Genomic DNA, 20,754 nt, shown 5'->3' with positions numbered 1-20,754 from the left:
AGATGTTCTAAGCGGTTCTAAAAATATAGATCAACTTCATTCGAATATTGATTGCACCGGCTATTATTTAACATCTTACATATTTTCGTTTGAAACCAAGTCTTCCTTTATCTACGTCCTTTTGAATACTTTCATAAGCGTGTAGGATACTACTTTTTTTATTATCCCGTCTAACTTCTACTGGACCTACTTCCTTTGCAATTTCGACAGCCTTTTCATGGAGCGGTAAATATGAAAGCCCAACAGTGTATAGAAAATTATTCATAGCAGATTTCGTTCGTTCTGGCGATTCGTGAATGTTATTTTTCACAATTTCAATCATGTTGGCAATTTTACTCTCGGAAAATTCATCGTCTGAGCGATTCCCTAAAAGCCAACAGTAGCAACTCCAGCCTGCTGACATTCTCAGCTCTTCACCGCTTGCGATCCATTTGTCAGCAACTTCTTGTGCAATATCTGCTTCTGCTAAAGTTACTGCAACCACATAATCCGATAACATATAAAAATATGCTGAATCCATCCACCGATCAAAATCTGACATAGACATCGCCTTTGGATCTGTAATAATGCCTGCAAAGTACATTGCATCGTAATTCCCTGTAGCATACAGTTCTTCAGCTAACGGTTGATTTATTTTTATTTTTTTAGCTATTGGCTTCATTGCACCTGTTGCCACGCCAAAAAGCGGCTCGTGCGCACCATTGGACAAATACATTTTTTTAGTTCGTTCCTTGCCAAGAGCCTCAAGCTCCTGCATTACCATTTCTAGATTCATTTATCGCACTTCCTTTTTGGAGTATTCCCTCTAAGATTTTGCCATAATCATTATCCTATAAACAATTAATGATCGAAAACTAAAATGCTTTCATTATTTTTTACAATAATTTCAATGATAAGGGGTGGTACTTTGGTAAACTTTTTTAACAAATATTCAAAATACATAGTGTTACTCATTTTTATATTTGAAATAATTTATTTTGGAATTCCCGATTATGTAAAGCCAGTTTTTTTTTATGAATACTTGATATTTTTCGGTTTGTCTTATTTATTTACTATTATTCAAGATTTTTTTAATCCAAGTGAAAAAACAGATATATTATTACGTGTTGTCATCATTATGAGTTCTCTCGTCATATTGCTTACTTCTATTTACTATAAAGCAACGTTTTCACTTATTTTTTCTATGATAATGTTTAGTGCGATTAGTTTCACATTATATTTAGCAATCAAGCACAACAAAATGAATAAGCAGCAGGATTACTGAACTGAAATGTCTATTTTTTATTATTTCATTCCATAGATTTTCCCCACTATATCGATTGAACCTTGCCATAATTGTGAATCGAGTGGCTTGATAGAGACGCCTATGATACGATTACACATAAATAACTTCATTTGTTTTTTATGAACGTTAGTAAAATCTAGTGAACAACAATATAAAAGGATGGTAATCAATTGAGCAACGAGCAAAATAATAATAAATTTATATACACATATGTCCATCATGTTGACGAGTACGATCTATGCAGAATGGAGATGCGTGCATTTTTTAACCTTGATTCCCAATCAAACTATTTAATAAGCAATATTAAAATTGATCCAAGCCGTAGCCCCTTTATACAAGAGAGACTTGAAGTGCTATATGAAGATAATAGCGTAGAAAACATCATGACGATGGTGAAGGATATAAACATAAATGAAGCAACTTTTAAAGTGGTTTGTTTAAATAGTATGGCTATAGGTGAGACGAAGAAAATCCCTCAATCAGAGCGTCGTTTATTCGAACGTGAGATAGGATTATGTATTGCTGGAGAACCAGACCTAAATCAACCTGACATTATATTTGGTCTTATGTTAGTAGATGGGATCTGGCATTTTGGAAAGTATATGAAGAGTGAATCGATTTGGCGTAAACATTTACACAAACCAAACAGTTATTCAACGGCACTTAGTACAAGAGTAGCTCGTGCTGTTGCGAATATCGCAGTTCCCCAGCCTCAAAATATTCGGGCGATCGACCCTTGTTGTGGTATTGGAACAGTAGTAATTGAAGCACTTTCCATGGGAATTAATATGGAAGGGCGAGATATATATTATAATGTTTGCAAAGGTTCCCGAGAAAATATCGCTTATTTTGGATTAACAGGCAAAATTACAGTAGGTCCCATCTCGGAAGTAACGGAACACTATGATGTTGCTATAATTGATTTACCTTATAACTTATTTACGCATTCATCACCAGAAGATCAATTTGATATTATAAAACATGCTCGCCGAATTGCCGATAAGATTGTTGTCGTTACAATTGAAACAATTGATGACATGATAGAAGATGCAGGTTTGATGATAAAAGATCGATGCGTTGCTAAAAAACAATCATTTTTACGTCAAATTCTATTATGTGAATAACTTAGTTTTTGGGTACAACATAAGCGGCAATTTGCTGAATATCATTTCTATAAAAATCCGCTACATAAAACAGAGACCTGGACAACTATCTAGGTCTCTTTTTGTTAGTTTTATAAAAATTCCTAAGCTTCTTCGGATCCATTCACAGCCCTGTTTAGTAGTCAATGGCCAGTAATACAAACCGCCACCCCAGCCCCTACAATATCAGAGCTGAGCAAAAACTCTTTCAATCTCATTTTAAAAGGCTAAAAGATACTGTCTCATCATCATTTGTTCTGTAGTTCATACATTGTACATTCAATACAGTTGCAGTTTATATAAGATACCTTTATCAGAAGAAATTAAAAATCGTCTGTCAGGCTGATCTTACAGTTAGCATTTCGCGCCCCTATTCAAAACACCCTCGCAAGCCTGCAATTTTCATTTAAATAAAAAGAATCCACTTTGAACAAAGATTGATCAAAATGGATTCTCCCTTAGCAGATTTAAGTTTGATATAAAAAATGAATCTCTTAAAAGATTATGATCAATCGGGCCCGATCGATATAAATATTATAAAATCGGTTTTTTCTTCGACATTTCTTTCCGAGAGATCCTATTTTACTAAGGATTCTGTTATTTTCGTATCTAGATTTTTCATCGCCAACATCGAATTATCCTGAATGATGCCTGTATCTACGAATTCAAATGAAGCGTATAATGTTTTAGCTTTGATATTACTTGTTCGATAAAAGAGGGCTACATATTCTGCTTCCCCATATGGCATAGTTTCAATATCCATCAACATTTTTTCAAAGGCTAGTTTGCCATATCCTTTCCCCTGATAACTCTTTTCAATCATAATATGCCAAATAAAATAGCACTTCTTCCCGTAAAAAACTTCATTTTCAAATGATTCGTGATCCAACGTATCATAAATAAACATCAAAAATCCAACCACAACTTCATCGGCATAAATAGCAAAAGGAGTCGCTGGTACCCCGTCTGCGTTCAACACATGAGCGTCTGCAAAGCTTCTGAGGTTAGTAGTTTCTATAAAAACTTTCTGGTTTTCCCCACCTTCAAGCGCTATTACTTCATCTATGTTATCCCTTGTTATTTTTCGTAATTCAATTATTTTTTTATCTCCTCTCCTAAGACGAGCCACTTTCACACATACCCTATATATTTCTATAATTCTCAAAATTAGCTAATTCTACTAAAGGGTTTTGTAACCTTTAGTTCTAAGAAATACATAGGAGAAATAATCAAAACTCAAATTATTCATTAAAGGATAATTTGTTGTTTTCATTTATTTTCTCTACTTTCTTATTTTAAAATTGTTAAATTCCATATATTAAAACAATACATAGATACATTCAGTTTTTTATTATAAATTTCTCATCTCATAGATTTTTTGTAAGGTATTAAGGTGCAATGATTTATCTTCGGGCGATTTAGCAAATTTATACCACTCCACGAGCCTGTATCCGAACATAGCAAGAATTAGTTCATAGATACAATGATCGGATATATGGGACACATCCGCATATTCCGAAAAACCCCTGTAATATGCCGGAATGCATTTTTGGTAGTATTCAAGCATATGACTAACATCCGCTTCATCCGTTATTAAACTGGCGATATCCTCGCCCATGTACCCCCATCCGGCGGTATCCCAATCGTTAAGTACGATTTTACTGTCCGAATAGAATATGTTGGCCACCCAAAAATCTCTGTGACAAAGCACTACTGGTAGCTTTTCAATTCGACTGAATATTTCCCTCGCATTGTTATCTAAGTCTATGAGCATTTTACACAAGTGCTTCGGGATTTCACAGTCATCGGAGCGTATATAATCATACAAAACATTCCATGACCGATAATGCAGATAGTAGTTTTTCATATACTCAACCTTGCTTAAATTGGATAAATTTTGCAACAATTTTGGTCGTTCAGTATACAACTTGCCTTGGAATCGCCCCAATTCCTCAGCTATATGTTCATACATTTCCGAGGTTAGATTTAAACCTGACATACCATCAATATATTCCATCCACAGTTGAATCTCATCGCCATTTATTTCGGCGTGATAACACTCCGGCCAACGGAACGAGTCAAAGAAAATCTTTTTAAAATCTGATGTATAGAGGTCGTATTCCCTACGCCATGAATTCGGATCACCATAACGCTCAAATTTTTTCTGTGTTTTCCAAACTATCTTATATGGCACATGTTCGCCTTCAGAAGTTTCAGCCATGCCTGTTACAAGCTGAACAATTCCTATTGTCCCGCCTTGCAACTCTTTAAGTTGATAATCTGCGTGGATTATCGTCTTGTCGAGCATTTTATTTAAAACAAGCGTCAGTATTTCGGGCTTTACAAACTTTTCATTATTGTTGTTCATTTCTTGTATCCTCCCTTTTTATCCTTATGTCGCATAGCAATCGACTTTTGCCACGCCCGTTTATCTATGAGATACCCCGATTTATCATCCACAAATTTGTTTTCCCGCTTCTGTACAAGGTAACGCTCCCAATGCTCTGGTGCCAATGAACCATCAGCAAGGGCTGCAAGAACTGCGCAGTCTGGCTCCGTCTGGTGGCGGCAGTCATTGAAGCGACACTGTGTGAATAATTCCTCCACATCGTTAAATCCTGCGCTAATCCCGTCGTCTGCATCAAACAGCCCAAGTTCACGCATACCAGGTGTATCAATAACCATCGCACCGGAAGGGAGCATGAACAGCTGGCGATGCGTTGTTGTGTGCCGGCCCCGACTGTCGGCCTCGCGGATAGCCTTGACAGTCATCACCTCCTGATTCATTAAAGCGTTTAGCAACGAAGATTTTCCCACACCAGACATACCGAGTAATACCACGGTTTTTCCTGGTTGTAGATATTCGTTCAACCCGTCTAAACCATCCCCGGTATGGCTGGAAACTGCGTGTACCGGCACATCAGGAGCGGCTTTCTGAACTTCAGCTATCGATGTGCTGAAATCCGTGGCCAAGTCAGCTTTTGTTAAGATTACGACAGGTTGGCTGCTGCTCTGCCGTGCTTGTGTCAGGTAGCGCATGATGCGGCTGATCTTGAAATCCCAGTTTAAGGACGACATGATAAATACGTAATCAAAATTCGTTGCTACGACTTGCTCCAGTATGGTTTTGACATACCCTGCTGCGTGTCCCGAATAGTCAGCGCGGGAAAATTTCGAGCGGCGAGGCAGCAATTTGGCAATGAGCGAAGCACCGTTTTCGTTGTATTGCAGAAATACAAAATCGCCAACGCATGGAAAATCCTCTCGCGTCACCGCGGTGTGATAGAAAGCGCCCTTCAATACAGCCGTCACTTCTCCTCGTTCGGTGATGACGGTATATTGCTCTCGCTGTAATTCCGAAACCCTTCCAGGTATTAAACCTATCGGCGGCGATTCGACTTCGATATAGCCGAATTGTTTCAAATCAATCATTGAACCGATCCTCTCTTAAAAGTTGTTTTTAGGCATAAAAATACCGCGAACAAGCAGCCTCCTAAGAAGCTGCTGTTTCGCGGATAAAAGTCAAAAGTCGACTAAAATCAAAAAGGAATACGACCTTCATCGTATCCCGCTAACAGCAGTATTCACGAAAGGTTACTGTTTACGGCATAGCAAAAAACACGGGTAATCCACCCGGTTGCTCTCATTCCAAGTTTTAATTAAAGATTGGAATTTACTATGCCCGATTTTCGGTTAAGCTAAAACCACCAATACCATATAAGTTGTCATTACAAACATCTCCTTTCGTAGAAAAAATTGGGATATAACCCCACCCATATATTCTGACATAACCCTTTGTGAAAAATCAACAGAAGATTTGGACATCAGCAAATTTTATCGATCAGCTGCCTCCCCAACTCAATCCCTAACTATCGCATCTAAGATAAGAAAAGCCACCTTCATTCGTTGTTTCTTTTTTTAATGGGACTATTATTGCTTTTTAAATTCACGAAATAACAAAACAGATAAATGCAAAAAACTCCATTTTGAAAAAATTTGATCAAAATGGAGTATTATAAAAATGAGCCTTCTTCAACTATCTGTATTCATTTCAAAAAGATAACCGTCCAACGTTGTTTTACCCTTTTTTATTTTCAACATTGAATTGGCATTTTCTTGAAATTCATATGAAACTTTCACTTCTTCAACTGTACAGTTATTGTCAGCAAGATAACTTAATATTTTGTCTAGATGCTGATACCTTTTTCCCTCTAAATCGACTAAAGGAAAAATACGAACTTCCTCTTTTGTAACCCTCAACAGCTCGTTTAGCGTTTCTATGTGAAATTGATAATCTAACCTATCTGCGTACATAAATAAAAAATGTGCTGAGAGAAGAATCTCAAATTCATTATTCTTAAATGGCAAAGTAGGCAATTTAACAGGAACATATCTTTCACTCGATTTTTTCAAATCATTATCAAAATCTTGTAAAGCCGTTAAACGAAATTTTCTAAGACCTTCTATATCCTTGAAATAGTCCCATTTATAATTGGTTTTAGCTTTTTCCATATGCTTCATTGCGTGTTCAATATCTCGAAGACCTTTATTTTTTAAGTCTTCACCAGAATGAAAATAGGCAATGTCACAAGCGGTTACATCGAAACCTGATTTGTTGCCAATGGCAGTAAATGAACAAGCTCCTGCTGGACAATCAAGTATTTTCTTTCCTCGAAGTTCTTCTTCTGAAAGGGAGAACATATCCAAATATTCTTCAAAAGTTCTCCCAATGAAAATTATTCTCTCTAAATCTAACTTAGTACTATGCTTTATTTTACTCAGCTAAACTCACCCCACCCTTCTATAAGTACATTCATAATACCACAAAATAGTAATATTTACCTTTTTCAAAGAGCTAAGCTGCTCCGTTCGTTCATTCATTAAAAAAGAGCTGCCTATGCAACTTAATGATCTTCAAGTAAGACACTTCGTTAGCCTCTATGTAGCGCATTCTATGGAAAGAAATTAGAAACTGGATATTATTAAATAAATATTTCTTGTAAAATGGTTTATCCTATAATTGGATATTATTCATCTTCCATCTACATAAAAAACCTACGCAACAAATCCATTTATTGAACTAATTGTTTTTGGTAGTTCAATAAATGAAAAAGAGCAGCTTATATACTCAATAATTTTTAATCAACGCTAATTTCCTCAGCCAACTCCAAAATAATTCCCTCTGGACCACGAACGTAGCATAATTTATAACTTTCTTCATATTGCTGTATCTCACTAAAGATATCCGTACCCTTCTTTTTCAATTTGGCAACAACAGCTTCAATATCTTCAACAGTAAATGCAATATGTCGGAGACCCAGTGTATTTGCAAAGGGTTGCTGGATATCTTTTTCATCTGACGGTGTATAAAATTTGATTAGCTCTATCCATGTCTGACCGTCTGTCGTTCCCAATCCTACACACGCTACTTTAGCGTCATTCAACCCAACTGCATATCCCATTAACTCTCCTTCCATTTCCCACTCCCCTTTCACCTCAAGTCCAAAATCGAGAAAAAACTCTTTAGCGGCAGAGAGATCATTTACGATTACACCCACATGATCTATTCTTTTGATCTTCATATTTCATACCTCCATAGTTTCTTATCCTGTATTCAAATTCTAGTATTAACAAAGGGACGATTAATATAATAAAAAGATACCAGCATTGCCAGTGGCTTTAAATGGCTTTAGCCATATTATAGAATGCGTTGCAGAAAATAGCCCTGTTGTTATACCTACCACAACACCTAGATACGAAAATTCCTTTTTGAAGTCATTCTACAAAACAATCCATTCCCTCAACGGTTCTTTCTTCTTTGTATATGTTGTTCTATCGTACTTATATTTAGAGGCAAGTTCTTTTTTAATGAAGCATCATGGGGGTGTAGCCTAAGATAATCTCGAAACAATAATTTTTCAATCCACTCACTGCTGTTAATTTCACAGATATGCAGATGACAAGTACCCTGTCCCCATAATCCCTACCTAAAAAATCTTCTATCTTTAAACTCAGGTTTATGAACATATTCATATTCAATTTCACTAAGAGGAATAACAAAGTTGGATACTTCATCTAAATCTTGCATGCTCAAGATAATATCAATTATTGGTTTCGCTTCCAATCCCTTTATAGAAGTGCTTCCAATATGTTCAATTCCCACAACTTTATCACCTAACATCAACAATTCTTTTTTCTCATATTCAAATTCTTTTTCCCAGTAAGGTTATAATCACTAAGATTAACAATTGGTCTCCTTATTTTGTTCCTACCTTTAAAATATACTTCTAAATCTAATTCTATAAAGCTAACCTAAAACCTGCTTCAACAAACCTGCACCGTTAGTAAAAAGCGTCTTTACTTGTTGTAATTTAAAGTGGAAAGCTTCACAAATAATAGAAAATAGATTATACTGGACTAACTATCATATTCAAAGGAGCATTTCCTATGACCGAGAATAATCAATCTGAAGTATCCCCCAAAAAAATCAGCCTGAAAGAGGCAGTGAAACAGCAGCTTGAAAACAAAAAAAACCATTCCTCTGCTAATAAAGGAAAAAAGAATGCCGACCTTTCAACAAAAAAAATGAAAAGCCAGCAAACGAAAAAAACAAGCAATACCCGTAGAAAAATGGGTGTCTGATATACCGGCAATATCGGAAAGACATATACCAGACAAAGCTGTTTTGAAAAAGCATTCACCGGAATGCTTTTTTTAATTATTTTATTCTTTTCATTTTATAACTTGTTTAGCTAAATGCTCTGTTAGTTGAAAAAGAAAAGGATGGGATCTCTGTGGAATCCCTTCTTGAAGTATATCACTCCGTTTGTTTAAGTACATTTGAAACCAACAGTTACCCAAAGTGATTATGAAACCACCAAACAATAAGAGTTATACTCACTATTCCCCAAGCTGTGGTACTCACTATCCACCAAATTATGGATTTAGCTTTTGTTGAACTTTCCTCGTCTTCCATATTTACTTTTATAAAAGCGAGCTTACTTTCCATACCTTTTTTCATAGAAGTGAGAACAACAAATCCGATTATTATGAAACCAATAGTTATCCAGAGTAATAAGTCCACCTTTTATACCTCCCTTTTTTGTGGATTACTTTCTTTTCAATCTTCTTTATTCAATTATCCTGCTCCGTTAATACAATAAGGAAAAAGAGCTGTCTAAACAGCTCAATGATCTTCAAGTAAAGCACCCCATTAATTGAAGAAATTATATAATTAAAAATCTTTATTCCATTCATCATCTAAAATGACACCTCTTTCATCGATATAACTCATAGCAAATGAACCGTGTTGTAATTTATCTTCGCTTTTTAGAAAAGCTATGAATTCATTTAAGATTTGTTCGTCATCTTCACTCTTTTTGCGAGTGACTATAATACGAATAATCGGTGCAACATCAAACTCTTTATAACTTTTAGGATTAAGAGGGTCGATACCTAATTCTTGCCCGATATTATTATTGGTAAAGGAAACGAAGAAATCAGTTGTTTCTCCAAAATTCTTTTTAATAAAAGGACGTATTTCACTTTCTAAGTCATTTGCCCATTTATCCGCCATGTAAGTGTCCACCATTTGATTGTTTCAGCATCAAAATAAACTAAAAACTCTGTATTCGTTTTCTTATCCCTGACCTTAGCCGCATATTCAAATTCAAAGTTCCCCATATTATCATACAGAGTGTCATATATCTCGAAGTTATCATTAAAATTATCTTCTAAATATTGTTCAGCTTGAATTCTTACTTCTTCTTCTTTATCTTTATCAGGTTTCATTTCTAATATAAGACAACAACAAGTATTCCAATTCCTAATAATATGACACCTAAAATGCCAAGCGTGATTTTAAGATATTTATTCAAAACATCTACTCCCTTATTTGATAATTTACCCAAAAAACCTTGAATACCTTTTAAAGTATCCTGCCCCGTTAGAAAAATCACTCCTTATGTCTAGAATTCTATTAAGTTGGCAATAATCCCTTTTATATTACTATTTTAGGGGGAGTGGAATTGTTACTGTCAAAAGCATGGACTTTGTTTGAAGTGGATAAACGAATAGAGGGCTTTTCGCGACAAACGCTGAAGGCCTACCGGTTACAGTCTTTGCTATTAATTGGTTATTTTAAGTATATAGAGATGGACTTGCTTGACACCAATCAACTGAAGGAATATCTTGCTATATCCGGCAAGCACTTAAAACCAGCTAGTCTTGCACACCGTATTCGCTTTATGAAATCATTTTTTCGTTGGTCTCATGAAGAAGGATACCTGAGTAAGAATCAACCTCCAAAATTAAAGAACCGAAAGTAGGAAAGCGGATACCCAAGTATTTAACCGAACGGGAGATTGAACACCTCCGTGAATCCTGTCATTCCGCAATGGAAAAAGCGATTTTCGAATTCATGTTTTCTACTGGTTGCCGAATTGGAGAAATAGTTGCGTTAGAAAAGAACCATATTAATTGATCCAATCAATCCGCAATCGTTAGAGGAAAGGGAGGTTTATTTTAATACGCGTTGTGACATATGGCTTAAACGATATATTGAAAGCCGTACTGACAATAATCCTGCCATCTTTGTGACAGTAAGGCAGCCACATAAAATGAGTGTAGCCCAAATGCGATACATCATCAAGCGGATATCAAATCGTGCTGAAATCAATAAAGAAATTCATCCACACCAACTTAGATACAGCTATGCAACTCATTTGTTGAACAATGGAGCTCCCATAGAAGTCATACAAAGTCTTATGGGGCATGAGAAAAGCGAAACAACTAGGATCTAAGCTCAATTAAGCGGAGGCTAAGGAAAGAGTATTATCAGAAGTACTTTTAAATGAAAAAGGAGCAAGGTCTTAAAAGACTTTGCTCCACTTGACAAAAGCACCCCGTTCGTATTATAAGGTCAGCCAGATATTTCTGGTTGATCATTTTTTATTTGGTTTTATTATAGCAGTAGCCAGGGTAGAACGTAACTGCTCGTGGGGCTTGACCCCGTCAACTAAACCGTTCGCCCCCTACTTGCAGAAACATGATTGAGGCTGGTTGGGACTTAGATCTCGTATAACAAGCGAAGCTATGACACTGCATGGAGGATTAGGGGTAACTGGCAAACTATGATTCTAGGAGGAGATTAAGAATGAATCCAGTCGTTGGTCTGGATATTTCAAAAGGGGAAAGCCAGGTTCAGGCATTCTTAGATAAAGGCAAACCGTATCGTAAAAGTTATAAGGTAACGCATACTTTAGATTTAGAAGGTCTAAATGACCTTGTCATATTCTTAGAGGATGTAAAAAACGAGGCTGGTATGAAGCCTACAATCATTTTAGAAGCTACAGGACATTATGGTGCTCCTGTCATACATCATTTAGAAGAACGAGGATATTTATTGATTATCATTAATCCGTTAATTTCATATAAGGCAAGAGGATCGAGTTTGAGAAAAGTAAAAACGGATGCCATTGATGCCTATCTTCTTTGTGAATTGTTCTACAAAGAGGAGTTAGAGTCATATAAAAAACGTGGTGTGCAGTTATTAAATCTTCGTAGTCTTACAAGACAACATGAAAATATAACTGGCGTAATGATTCAAACTAAGTTGCAATTTCAGGCAGTCCTTGAACAGATATCTCCTGAATATAACGGGGTCTTCGGAGATTTATATTCTAATGTTTCACTATTAACTCTTTCAGAGTTCCCTTCTTCAGAAGATATTTTGAAAGCAAGTGAGGAATCCATTACAGACAAAATTAATGAACTATGTAAGAGTAGATCCATTAGATGGGCAAATGAAAAAGCTATACAGCTTAAAGCCGCTGCAGCTCGTAATCCTTTTGAAAAAACAGTTTACCAGAGTCATATTTTAAGTCTTGAGATGTATATAAAGATCCTTCTTCAATACAAAGAGCACCTATCAAAGTTAGAGTCAGAAATAGATGCCCTCGCTAAAGAAATTGAAGAATATAGTATTATCAAATCTATCCCAGGTATCGGTGAAAAGATCGCTGCAACGATTATTTCTGAAATTGGTGAAATAGATCGATTTAACAACCCTAAAAAGCTTGTGGCTTTCGCTGGAGTTGACCCAAGTGTTTTCGAATCAGGTAAGTTTTCAGCAACCAAAAATCGAATTACAAAACGAGGTTCAAGTAGACTTCGTCATGCCTTGTTCATGGCTGTTCGTTGTGCAATACGAGATTGCAGGAAAACTAAAACAGACGATAAAATCATTCCTCGAAACAAGAAATTGCGTGAGTTTTATGATAAAAAACGTGACGAAGGAAAACCTTTTAAAGTGGCGATAGTAGCTTGTATTAATAAACTATTACATTGGATATTTGCCTTATTAAAAAACAGAACTACGTACCAAGATTTAGCTTGATAAGTAAGTACAACTAAATCAAACAAAACCTTCCAAAAACAAACGTTAGGAAGGTTATTTATAGCACGTACCTATTAAACTTTTAACAGAAAATTATTGACAAACTATTAGCTGGTTTAGTTCAATAAAAAAGAGCTGCATATGCAACTCAATGATCTTCAAGTAAAGCAGCACCCAGTTAGTTTAATAAGAAAAGCAAATTTAATAAAGAATAGTACATACTTATGATACCGTTCACCTTAATGTAGTTAGTTTCCATTTTCTGTATATATTCCTTACCAACGATTCATCGCTATTTTCACCCAGACAACGTATAATAAGAGAAGCGGAAGAAGAATTCATTTTTCCTCTAGTTAAAAAAAGAGGTGCAATTACTTGAAACAGTTTGAAACAGCATTACCTGAGCAGTATGAAACATTAAAAAAACAGGCCAATTATACGTCTAGCTGGCGAGAGCGTTTAGACGCAGTCGAAATGTTATCGGCTTATCAACATGACAAAATCATAGATTTATTAAAAAATCGTATGCAGCATGATACTGTCAACAAGGTACAATTAGCAGCCTATGAAGCACTCGCGGCGTTTGGTGAGGACGTAGAGAAGCCATCACCTGCACGTTTTGATATTATCAAAGGCACAGACAAAATTTTCCTGCGGGTGAAAAAGAGCTTACCGAAGGACCATACAGTGGCAGACTTTGCGGATAAACTAAAACGAATGCGTTTAGATGTCTTTGATGCGTATGAAGGCGACAAAGGTGTAGAATTTATGAACTGGTTAGAGGAACGTTGGGCAAAACTATAATCAGTAGTTTTGCGATTTATGAAGGAAAGTCATTCTCTCCGCTTGTGGAGGGAATGGCTTTTACTTATCTTACGCTGCGGATCATCGAAACTAATATTAAATTGTATTACTTCTTTTCTTTGTTCATCTATCTTTATTGTTTAATGATAAAACAAACACCTTATTAAACTAACCTGCTCCGTTAGCACAATAAGTTCAACAAAAAAGGGTTAAAACTTCTAAGACCGACGCCTTCGAAAGATTAATCTACTTCAATTTTTCAATTGATGTTAGGGATATTTTTTCTGTTAATCCCAAATTATCTGTTTCAGCTTCTAACTTTTTTTCATCAAATGGACCAAAAACTTGATGATTATTTACACCAATAATCCAATATGAAATTTCTTTATTAGAAAGCTTTTCAGGTGGCTTTTCATAACCGTTTTCATCAACCACTAATACTATTTGTTTAGTAACTATATAATCTTTGTTCCACCAAACATCTGTCACTTTAGCTGGAACATACAAATAATTTACAATTGTTTCATCATCAGATTGTACAGGCTTATCACCATAGATTGCGATCTGGTGAGCTGATAGTCGGTCAATTCGATATCCGTTTTCTAAATCGATTGTATAATCAGCCATCCCAGCACAGCCAGTTTAAAATAAACATAGCAATATTAGCATTACTTTTTTATCAGAATCACACCCCGCTCAAATATGTAACGACATATTAGACAATGGGTTTCTTTTCCACCTCGAACTATACTCCTTAGTTGAGTAGCAATAATATTTTAGAAAAGGGGCTGTCCAAAAAGAGAATTTTTAAGCAAAAATGAATAAACAGCGAAAGGCAAAAACGTTGATTTTACAGCGTTTCTGCCTTTTCCATTTCATATGATTTTAGTCAAAAAGCGCTTATGAGACTGCACCATCTCTAAATTAATATGTCCGTACCATTGGCGGTGTATAATTTGCGATATATTGTTCGATTTCGATGAATGAGTTGGAAAACTTCATTGCTTTTTTATCTGCTTCAGTTAAAAAACCGTTTGTTACCATATCATCATAAAAATCTTTTAATTTATCATAGTAGCCACCTACATTGAATAAAATACATGGATTTTGGTGTTGTCCAATTCTTGCCCATGAAATTACCTCGGAGATTTCTTCTAGAGTTCCAGGTCCCCCAGGTAGTGCAATATAGCAGTTCCCTAATTCAATCATTTTATTTTTACGTTCAGACATGGAATGAACAACTTCTAAACGAGTTAAATTAGGATGACTTAGCTCTCGGTCCATTAAAAATGTTGGAATAATTCCGATTACTTTACCGTTATGTAATAAAACTTCATCTGCAATCACACCCATTAGACCTGCTTTTCCTCCGCCATATACTAGAGTATGACCATTTTCGGCAATCCATTTTCCAAGTGATCTAGCTGCCTCTTGGTATAAATCCTTGTTACCTAGACTTGCACCACAATAAACTGAAATATTCAAATTTCATTCCTCCTCTATGTTTTTATTATAGAAGTATAAAGAGTGATTTTCATTAAAGAAGGTTAAATAAAAATAAGATAACCCTATTTATAATTGGCTTATTACCATTTCACCTGATAAGAGTACTTATAAGCGTCCATTTTTTCTAACAGCTTCTTTGGGTCGGTATCTACAATTATCAAATCCCTGTATGTTTCTTTCATAAACCCTTCTTGAATTGTATGATCTATCATAGACAATAGCGGATCATAAAATCCATGAACATTTAATAATCCGCATGGTTTTTGATGATAACTTAGTTGTGCCCAAGTAAAAACTTCAAACCACTCTTCTAAAGTTCCTGCACCTCCAGGAAGAGCAATGAAACCATCCGATAGAGATACCATTTTTGCTTTTCTTTCGTGCATAGTAGCTACGACATGTAGTTCTGTAAGTCCTTCATGTGCAATTTCAATATCTTTTAATTTTTGAGGAATAACTCCTATTACATCCCCTCCATTTTCCAAAGTTGAATTAGCTATAGCCCCCATACAACCTACTTGAGCGCCTCCGTAAATTAATGTTCTGTCTTGTGAAGCTAAATCTCTTCCCAGTTCTTTAGCTGCTTCTAAATAAAAGGCATTTTTCCCCTCACTTGAACCACAAAATACGGTTATATTTTTTATTTTCATTATTGGACCCCCTGTCTCGATTTCAATTTTTAATTAAATACAGAAATAAAAAATTCCTGATTACGAAGGAGTACAAGATTTGTACTTTCTTCGTAATCAGGAATTACGGTTCCTGGTAGAAACCTCCAAACCATATCATTGGAGTTATACGAAACTTCATTAAATTCATAGTTGCTTTTTAAAACATAACAAAAAATAGTTTAAGTTGTCAATATAGTGTCCAACACTGGAAAATCCTTTAATTATTGTAAAAGCATATGCATATGCAACTCAATGATCTTCAAGTAAAGCACCGTTAGTACAATAAAAAATTTTTTTGCCTTATCTTTCAGTTTCGTAATCATTAATGATTACGTTTATAATATTACATTGTTCATCTGCGACTGCTTTGTTAGATTGTTTATTATAGTCGTAGGTTATTAAAGCCTTCCATAAAGCCCAACCTCTTGCTCTGTTCCAAGTTTCCTCATCAAAATTCAATGCATTCTTAAATGTCTTTCTGCTTTTATCATCAAAAAATGTCCAAGCCATTGCAGCATCGCAAGAAGGGTCTCCTACTCCCAATATCCCAAAATCAATAACCGCACGTAATTTACCATTTTTAATTAATATATTTCCTGGGGCTATGTCACCGTGGACCCAAACTGGTCCACCAGCCCACTTTGAAGTCAATGCTAATTCCCAAATTTCCTCCAATATATGTTTATTAAAAGTAGTTACATTATTATTAATGGCATCTCTACACTCATCATCGTATACAACAATATCACCGCCTCTATAAAAATTATGTTCCCCAGCTAAGGGACCTCCACTGGCGTCAATAGATTGTAATTCAACTAAAAATCCCCCCAATTCATTCGCAAATTGATTTGGATCATCTATATTTTCGATAGTTACTATCTCTCCATCAAGCCATTTGTTGACTGACCAAGGATGTGGGTAATCCCCACTTGGTTCTCCTTTAGCTAATGGTTCAGATATTGGTGTAGAAAGATGCTTGGCTAAAATGGGTAACCATTTCTGTTCTTTTTCAACTTGGGGTACATAAACTTCATCACTTGGTAATCTAACGCTCATACTATTGCCTAAGTGAAAGGTTTTATTATCATTTCCACTTTTTTTTACAGACTTAATTTCCAAATTAGACCACTCTGGAAATTGGCTATTTATTAACTTTGATACTAAATCTACGTCGATTTTTATCATTTAATTTCTCCCTTTAAATTAATTACATTTATTGTACCATTTACTTACTACTACAAGGACTTCTTATTCCACTATCCTGCACCGTTAGTTCAATAAAGTTAATACTCTTATTCACCAAAATCATCATAAGGATTAGCGTACAAATCTACATCAAATTCAGCTTCAATACTTGAAGCAAATTTTATGATGTCTTTATCCAGATATAAAGCAGGGGTATTTCCCTTTTCTATTTTAACACCTGTACACTTTATTGGAACTTCACCATAATCTCCACTCATATACTCACCTCGTAGTGTTTTTCTATAATCCTTAACTTTCCTTTTTTTATTAAATACAATTATTCATAATTTCAATATAGAGAACGAAAATGGGTGGTAAATGTTTCCTTAAAGTGAATGAAAACGTTCCACGAGAATATGGCCCGATTGTTGAACAACAAGTTAAACAACACTATTCAACTAAACTGCACCGTTAGTACAATAAGAAAAAAAGAGCTGTCTAAAACAGCTCAATAATCTTCAAGTAAAGTACTCTTTAGTTTAATAGCATTACTTAAATCACGATCCTTAGTATTCTATAATCAATTAATCCTCATCATAAAAATTATCTACAGATTCTTGTAAATAATCTAATAGATAATCGCTGAAGTTTTCATAAGTAATGGCATACAGTTCCTTTGAAAAACGACTCCAAAAGACAACAGGGCACTCGCCATCGTTCATTTGATTGGTATCTAAGCATCTCATAGAACCATCGATATCTTCTAAAACAATATACTGTAATGGTAGGTCATACTTCTCCCTATACAATTTCGTGTGGTAAACAACGGAAGAATCCGCGGCAGGTTCCTTACAACCATATGTATATATTCCAGCAAGTCCGCCGCTACCATACTGTTTTAAAAACCAATGATAACTCTTCGGGAATGTAATGTTTAGTATTTGTGCTGCTTCTCGAATCGTATCTTCACTTACCCCTCCCATAAAATCGCCATCTTTTTCATATGTGGAAATGATTGAAATAATCTTGTCATTCATCTTTTTATTTCCCTTCTAAATGTTCTTGCGCTTTCATTTTCCAATAGTTATTTCTAAAATTATTATACTGTGTTATTCCTCGATAAAATAATCTGGTCCGATTTTTGAACACAAGTTAAACAACGCTATTCAACTAACCTGCCCCGTTAACCCAATTAGAAAAAAGAGCTGCATATGCAACCAAAGGTGTTATTCAATTAAATGGCCCGATTGTTGAACAACAATTTCCAAAATAAAAATGGTGAAAGGTAGATATAAATCCTACTCTCATTCGCCATTTTCTTACTACTAGATTATGTCTCAAAGATCCTTATACGTGTTAAACACTTTTCACTTAAGATAACATTGGCATCAACTCCTTTCTCTTCAAGGACTCAAAGAAAACAGGACCAATCGCCCATAAAATCTCTATCTAGTTACTCTCTCATTATACTAAATTTTTAAGAATAACTCCTTTTTCCCATAGAATTTCCGACACCCCATGGACAATAATGCCCGCACACCCTTTGAATCACAATGTCCTGTAGCAGCAAACATACATAATGGGTTAATAGATTCAATAACCTCAACAAAAAGAGCGTCAATCCTTGTTGGATTAACGCCCTGATTTATTTTAAATCCTTTTTATTCTTGATCAAACCATAGTAGCTCTTTATCATCAACGTCGCCATTATAATTGATAAGAATTTCATCTCCAGCTTTTATATCTGTGTAAGCAAAGAAGTCAAATGTGCGATTTTTAAAATTAATCTCATAAGTTGCATTAGGTTCATAAGAATGGTTAAACAACATTCCATAACCAAGAAGGATAGCTGATTGACCGATTCCATATTCAAAAGCATAATCACCGAGTAAAGTTTGCTCAATGTATTGGTGCTGTTCGTTTGGATAAGAAATAACAGGTGCTTCGTGTAAAAGCTCTCCTTTTTTGATATCACATGTTGCAAATACCCCTCTATTGAATTCTCCATCACTTAAAGGAGATGTTTTTATCTCTATCATGTTTGTTCTCCTACTCACTTTTAATATATTCTGTAATACGTATAGCTAATATGTCGTATCATAATTAGCGTGATTCTTTTGGTGGTTGGCAAACTTCACATTTACGTTGATTTTTATTTTTAAATTTTGTAAATGTTTTTTCAAAATTGCTACCACATGCACATTTTAATAGTAATTTTTGAGAGAAACCGTGATATTCAGTCGTTAGTAACTTACTTTCTGAATTATTCTCTACAAATTCTTTAATTTTATCAATCGTCCATTTTTTATTCAATCTCTTACACCTCTATATTTTATCTCATGCGGAGGCTTTCCTAGCATCCGTTCAGTTATAAGGAACTTCTTTCATTACCTTAAGCTATTCATTATAACATGAACTGGTAAATAATAAAACAGATTCAAGATACCTTCATCTAACGCCTCACTACAAAAATTGATACGTCTTCGGTTACTAATCCCAAAACGTTATTATTGGTAGCCTTTCTTTGTTATAAGTTCCACCAAGAAAGATTTATTATGCCGATTCCATACATCAAATACCAATCATCTGCTTGAGTTGTTCAAAAGGGACATATCCAATGATGGGTTCAGATGATTTATTGTGAATAATCAAACGAGAATAAGGAATTCCCATTACCTTATATTCTGCTGCAATATCTGGGCTTTTTTCTACATTCACCTTTATAATTTTTATCTTACCACTGAATTCTTCACTGAGTTGATTAAGTACCCCTGCAAGCATTTTACATGGACCACACCACTCGGCCCAAAAATTTAATAACACAATTTTTTTAGTTTTTAATTGTTCTCTTAATTCTTTCTTTGTTGTTACATGAACAATTGACATAATTCCTTTCCTCCCTTGTGAAAATAAAAATCTTGAAGTTATAATATGCTTAAAATTATTATTAGACCCTACTCTCCCTTTCATCACACATTAAAGACCTTTAATATCCACAATAGAGCAAAAATTTTTTAAATTATACGATCAAAAACAACTGCCATTGTATATCCTACGTCGGAAGACTGACCTTTAGCTGTCTCCCACACTGCATAAACATTTTCCTGTGATGTACGCCCTACCATATCAACAGAAATCTATCATTGCTATTTAAATAACAATCAAGCTACTGTGCAAATCGGTTCGGATGCATAAAGTTTGGTACTATAAAAACTGAGGGTACTGAAAAACTTACGGTTTTATAATAGCGAACCTTTTTCAGATAAAAATAAGGCACTTCTTGTTTAATTTTGAACAGGAAGTGCCTTATTTCTGTCTCTATTCCTTATTCTTTTTTGTTTAGTAGCTTTAATATCCGTTTCAAATTGACAGCGAATATCGTTGTGGCACCTTGTATTTCCATGCCAAATAGACCCGCAGTCGATGCCGTATCGTACCCGTGTCCGTTTTTTAATTCACTATTCTTCGCTTCTACTTTGTAGCGATTTGCGGCTAATTGCTTAAATGCTTCCGTATTTTGAAATGCCTCTTGTTCGGCATGTGTATCCGACTTTATTGTGACAGAATACGTTCTTGTACCCGAAGAAAGAAGATTCCACAGTCTTATGCCCTTTTCGCGCATCCGCATCAAAGTATGATATGTCGTTCAAATATTTCTTGGATATATGTAGGGACTTAATTTAAGGGTTTCTTGATTTGAAATCCTCGGGGGCACCACCTGCACATTAATGCTTTTATTATAAGGGTAAACGTGACTAAAATAAT

Annotated in this window: 24 protein-coding genes, 2 pseudogenes and 1 riboswitch; of the genes and pseudogenes, 6 read left to right on the top strand and 20 right to left on the bottom strand. The window is 35.2% G+C overall.

Annotated features, from left to right (window positions below; translation table 11 throughout):
- Positions 1-67: 67 nt before the first annotated feature.
- Positions 68-775, bottom strand: a complete 708-nt coding sequence (locus ACIQ7N_RS13300) for a DNA alkylation repair protein (protein WP_402932774.1) — start codon at positions 773-775, stop codon at positions 68-70.
- A 680-nt stretch (positions 776-1,455) separates the two neighbouring features.
- Here ACIQ7N_RS13300 and ACIQ7N_RS13295 point away from each other — a divergent pair.
- The gene (locus ACIQ7N_RS13295; RefSeq protein WP_402932773.1) at positions 1,456-2,409 is read left to right on the top strand and encodes a TRM11 family SAM-dependent methyltransferase; all 954 of its coding nucleotides are present in this window, start codon (positions 1,456-1,458) and stop codon (positions 2,407-2,409) included.
- A 595-nt stretch (positions 2,410-3,004) separates the two neighbouring features.
- On the opposite strand, the gene ACIQ7N_RS13290 is transcribed toward ACIQ7N_RS13295, so the two are convergent.
- From ACIQ7N_RS13290 to ACIQ7N_RS13265, 6 genes and pseudogenes are all read right to left on the bottom strand, one after another.
- On the bottom strand, positions 3,005-3,592 hold the full coding sequence (locus tag ACIQ7N_RS13290) for a GNAT family N-acetyltransferase (RefSeq protein ID WP_402932771.1): 588 nt from the start codon (positions 3,590-3,592) through the stop codon (positions 3,005-3,007).
- Between the two features lie 186 nt (positions 3,593-3,778).
- Positions 3,779-4,795 (bottom strand): aminoglycoside phosphotransferase family protein, encoded by a 1,017-nt coding sequence (locus tag ACIQ7N_RS13285; RefSeq protein ID WP_402932769.1) that lies wholly within the window; start codon positions 4,793-4,795, stop codon positions 3,779-3,781.
- On the bottom strand, positions 4,792-5,859 hold the full coding sequence (rsgA, locus tag ACIQ7N_RS13280) for a ribosome small subunit-dependent GTPase A (RefSeq protein WP_402932767.1): 1,068 nt from the start codon (positions 5,857-5,859) through the stop codon (positions 4,792-4,794). The genes ACIQ7N_RS13285 and rsgA overlap by 4 nt, the downstream gene beginning before the upstream one ends.
- 600 nt (positions 5,860-6,459) lie before the next feature.
- Positions 6,460-7,209 carry an SAM-dependent methyltransferase gene (locus tag ACIQ7N_RS13275; RefSeq protein ID WP_402932896.1) on the bottom strand — a complete coding sequence of 250 codons (750 nt, stop codon included), beginning with the start codon at positions 7,207-7,209 and terminating at the stop codon, positions 6,460-6,462.
- Positions 7,210-7,565: 356 nt separating this feature from the next.
- The gene (locus ACIQ7N_RS13270; protein ID WP_402932765.1) at positions 7,566-8,009 is read right to left on the bottom strand and encodes a VOC family protein; all 444 of its coding nucleotides are present in this window, start codon (positions 8,007-8,009) and stop codon (positions 7,566-7,568) included.
- A gap of 218 nt (positions 8,010-8,227) precedes the next feature.
- A pseudogene (locus ACIQ7N_RS13265) lies at positions 8,228-8,608 on the bottom strand (GrpB family protein).
- 266 nt (positions 8,609-8,874) lie between these two features.
- On the opposite strand from ACIQ7N_RS13265, the gene ACIQ7N_RS13260 reads away from it, so the two are divergent.
- Complete coding sequence (locus ACIQ7N_RS13260) at positions 8,875-9,069, top strand: hypothetical protein (protein ID WP_142511121.1); 195 nt, start codon at positions 8,875-8,877, stop codon at positions 9,067-9,069.
- A 211-nt stretch (positions 9,070-9,280) separates the two neighbouring features.
- On the opposite strand, the gene ACIQ7N_RS13255 is transcribed toward ACIQ7N_RS13260, so the two are convergent.
- The 3 genes from ACIQ7N_RS13255 to ACIQ7N_RS13245 all read right to left on the bottom strand — a co-directional run bounded on the left by ACIQ7N_RS13255 (position 9,281) and on the right by ACIQ7N_RS13245 (position 10,218).
- Positions 9,281-9,511: a hypothetical protein gene (locus tag ACIQ7N_RS13255; protein WP_400933998.1), complete on the bottom strand. Its 231-nt coding sequence runs from the start codon at positions 9,509-9,511 to the stop codon at positions 9,281-9,283.
- 150 nt (positions 9,512-9,661) lie between these two features.
- A complete protein-coding gene (locus ACIQ7N_RS13250; RefSeq protein WP_402932763.1) occupies positions 9,662-10,003 on the bottom strand; it encodes a hypothetical protein in 342 nt (113 codons plus the stop codon).
- A complete protein-coding gene (locus tag ACIQ7N_RS13245; protein ID WP_402932761.1) occupies positions 9,976-10,218 on the bottom strand; it encodes a hypothetical protein in 243 nt (80 codons plus the stop codon). Before ACIQ7N_RS13245 ends, ACIQ7N_RS13250 begins: the two co-directional genes overlap by 28 nt.
- Before the next feature lie 236 nt (positions 10,219-10,454).
- Here ACIQ7N_RS13245 and ACIQ7N_RS13240 point away from each other — a divergent pair, with 236 nt between their 5' ends.
- From ACIQ7N_RS13240 to ACIQ7N_RS13225, 4 genes are all read left to right on the top strand, one after another.
- Entirely contained in the window at positions 10,455-10,754 is a 300-nt protein-coding gene (locus ACIQ7N_RS13240) for a site-specific integrase (RefSeq protein WP_402932759.1), read from the top strand.
- A gap of 144 nt (positions 10,755-10,898) precedes the next feature.
- Complete coding sequence (locus ACIQ7N_RS13235; RefSeq protein ID WP_402932894.1) at positions 10,899-11,228, top strand: tyrosine-type recombinase/integrase; 330 nt, start codon at positions 10,899-10,901, stop codon at positions 11,226-11,228.
- A gap of 353 nt (positions 11,229-11,581) precedes the next feature.
- Positions 11,582-12,823 (top strand): IS110 family RNA-guided transposase, encoded by a 1,242-nt coding sequence (locus ACIQ7N_RS13230; RefSeq protein WP_402932757.1) that lies wholly within the window; start codon positions 11,582-11,584, stop codon positions 12,821-12,823.
- Positions 12,824-13,198: 375 nt separating this feature from the next.
- A complete protein-coding gene (locus ACIQ7N_RS13225) occupies positions 13,199-13,627 on the top strand; it encodes a HEAT repeat domain-containing protein (RefSeq protein ID WP_370048166.1) in 429 nt (142 codons plus the stop codon).
- A 246-nt stretch (positions 13,628-13,873) separates the two neighbouring features.
- On the opposite strand, the gene ACIQ7N_RS13220 is transcribed toward ACIQ7N_RS13225, so the two are convergent.
- From ACIQ7N_RS13220 to ACIQ7N_RS13175, 10 genes and pseudogenes are all read right to left on the bottom strand, one after another.
- Positions 13,874-14,254 carry a DUF3997 domain-containing protein gene (locus ACIQ7N_RS13220; RefSeq protein ID WP_402932755.1) on the bottom strand — a complete coding sequence of 127 codons (381 nt, stop codon included), beginning with the start codon at positions 14,252-14,254 and terminating at the stop codon, positions 13,874-13,876.
- 297 nt (positions 14,255-14,551) lie between these two features.
- Complete coding sequence (locus ACIQ7N_RS13215) at positions 14,552-15,112, bottom strand: LOG family protein (protein WP_402932753.1); 561 nt, start codon at positions 15,110-15,112, stop codon at positions 14,552-14,554.
- A gap of 101 nt (positions 15,113-15,213) precedes the next feature.
- Positions 15,214-15,783 carry an LOG family protein gene (locus tag ACIQ7N_RS13210; RefSeq protein WP_402932751.1) on the bottom strand — a complete coding sequence of 190 codons (570 nt, stop codon included), beginning with the start codon at positions 15,781-15,783 and terminating at the stop codon, positions 15,214-15,216.
- Between the two features lie 73 nt (positions 15,784-15,856).
- Positions 15,857-15,955: riboswitch (purine riboswitch) on the bottom strand.
- Positions 15,956-16,104: 149 nt separating this feature from the next.
- Complete coding sequence (locus ACIQ7N_RS13205) at positions 16,105-16,989, bottom strand: aminoglycoside phosphotransferase family protein (protein WP_402932748.1); 885 nt, start codon at positions 16,987-16,989, stop codon at positions 16,105-16,107.
- Positions 16,990-17,096: 107 nt separating this feature from the next.
- Complete coding sequence (locus ACIQ7N_RS13200) at positions 17,097-17,267, bottom strand: hypothetical protein (RefSeq protein ID WP_400941258.1); 171 nt, start codon at positions 17,265-17,267, stop codon at positions 17,097-17,099.
- A gap of 306 nt (positions 17,268-17,573) precedes the next feature.
- Positions 17,574-18,026 (bottom strand): SMI1/KNR4 family protein, encoded by a 453-nt coding sequence (locus tag ACIQ7N_RS13195; RefSeq protein ID WP_402932746.1) that lies wholly within the window; start codon positions 18,024-18,026, stop codon positions 17,574-17,576.
- 624 nt (positions 18,027-18,650) lie between these two features.
- Positions 18,651-19,028 (bottom strand): SET domain-containing protein, encoded by a 378-nt coding sequence (locus ACIQ7N_RS13190; RefSeq protein ID WP_132358511.1) that lies wholly within the window; start codon positions 19,026-19,028, stop codon positions 18,651-18,653.
- 64 nt (positions 19,029-19,092) lie between these two features.
- Positions 19,093-19,302: a hypothetical protein gene (locus tag ACIQ7N_RS13185; RefSeq protein WP_132358513.1), complete on the bottom strand. Its 210-nt coding sequence runs from the start codon at positions 19,300-19,302 to the stop codon at positions 19,093-19,095.
- A 258-nt stretch (positions 19,303-19,560) separates the two neighbouring features.
- Positions 19,561-19,875, bottom strand: coding sequence for a thioredoxin family protein (locus ACIQ7N_RS13180; RefSeq protein ID WP_402932744.1), 315 nt, complete (start codon positions 19,873-19,875; stop codon positions 19,561-19,563).
- A 439-nt stretch (positions 19,876-20,314) separates the two neighbouring features.
- A pseudogene (locus ACIQ7N_RS13175) lies at positions 20,315-20,566 on the bottom strand (transposase); the annotation flags it as partial.
- Positions 20,567-20,754: the final 188 nt, after the last annotated feature.

The organism is Lysinibacillus sp. NPDC095746, assembly GCF_044763535.1.
In the GTDB taxonomy this organism is placed as follows: domain Bacteria; phylum Bacillota; class Bacilli; order Bacillales_A; family Planococcaceae; genus Lysinibacillus.
The sequence above is the reverse complement of the archived record's forward strand: the minus strand, read 5'-3'. Positions and strand labels throughout refer to the sequence as shown.

Excerpts from the sequence above, each read along its gene's own strand:
- ACIQ7N_RS13300 (WP_402932774.1), bottom strand. The coding sequence starts at position 775 with ATGAATCTAGAAATGGTAATGCAGGAGCTTGAGGCTCTTGGCAAGGAA.
- ACIQ7N_RS13285 (WP_402932769.1), bottom strand. The coding sequence starts at position 4,795 with ATGAACAACAATAATGAAAAGTTTGTAAAGCCCGAAATACTGACGCTT.
- rsgA (WP_402932767.1), bottom strand. The coding sequence starts at position 5,859 with ATGATTGATTTGAAACAATTCGGCTATATCGAAGTCGAATCGCCGCCG.
- ACIQ7N_RS13270 (WP_402932765.1), bottom strand. The coding sequence starts at position 8,009 with ATGAAGATCAAAAGAATAGATCATGTGGGTGTAATCGTAAATGATCTC.
- ACIQ7N_RS13260 (WP_142511121.1), top strand. The coding sequence starts at position 8,875 with ATGACCGAGAATAATCAATCTGAAGTATCCCCCAAAAAAATCAGCCTG.
- ACIQ7N_RS13250 (WP_402932763.1), bottom strand. The coding sequence starts at position 10,003 with ATGGCGGATAAATGGGCAAATGACTTAGAAAGTGAAATACGTCCTTTT.
- ACIQ7N_RS13245 (WP_402932761.1), bottom strand. The coding sequence starts at position 10,218 with ATGAAACCTGATAAAGATAAAGAAGAAGAAGTAAGAATTCAAGCTGAA.
- ACIQ7N_RS13230 (WP_402932757.1), top strand. The coding sequence starts at position 11,582 with ATGAATCCAGTCGTTGGTCTGGATATTTCAAAAGGGGAAAGCCAGGTT.
- ACIQ7N_RS13220 (WP_402932755.1), bottom strand. The coding sequence starts at position 14,254 with ATGGCTGATTATACAATCGATTTAGAAAACGGATATCGAATTGACCGA.
- ACIQ7N_RS13210 (WP_402932751.1), bottom strand. The coding sequence starts at position 15,783 with ATGAAAATAAAAAATATAACCGTATTTTGTGGTTCAAGTGAGGGGAAA.
- ACIQ7N_RS13205 (WP_402932748.1), bottom strand. The coding sequence starts at position 16,989 with ATGATAAAAATCGACGTAGATTTAGTATCAAAGTTAATAAATAGCCAA.
- ACIQ7N_RS13200 (WP_400941258.1), bottom strand. The coding sequence starts at position 17,267 with ATGAGTGGAGATTATGGTGAAGTTCCAATAAAGTGTACAGGTGTTAAA.
- ACIQ7N_RS13195 (WP_402932746.1), bottom strand. The coding sequence starts at position 18,026 with ATGAATGACAAGATTATTTCAATCATTTCCACATATGAAAAAGATGGC.
- ACIQ7N_RS13190 (WP_132358511.1), bottom strand. The coding sequence starts at position 19,028 with ATGATAGAGATAAAAACATCTCCTTTAAGTGATGGAGAATTCAATAGA.
- ACIQ7N_RS13180 (WP_402932744.1), bottom strand. The coding sequence starts at position 19,875 with ATGTCAATTGTTCATGTAACAACAAAGAAAGAATTAAGAGAACAATTA.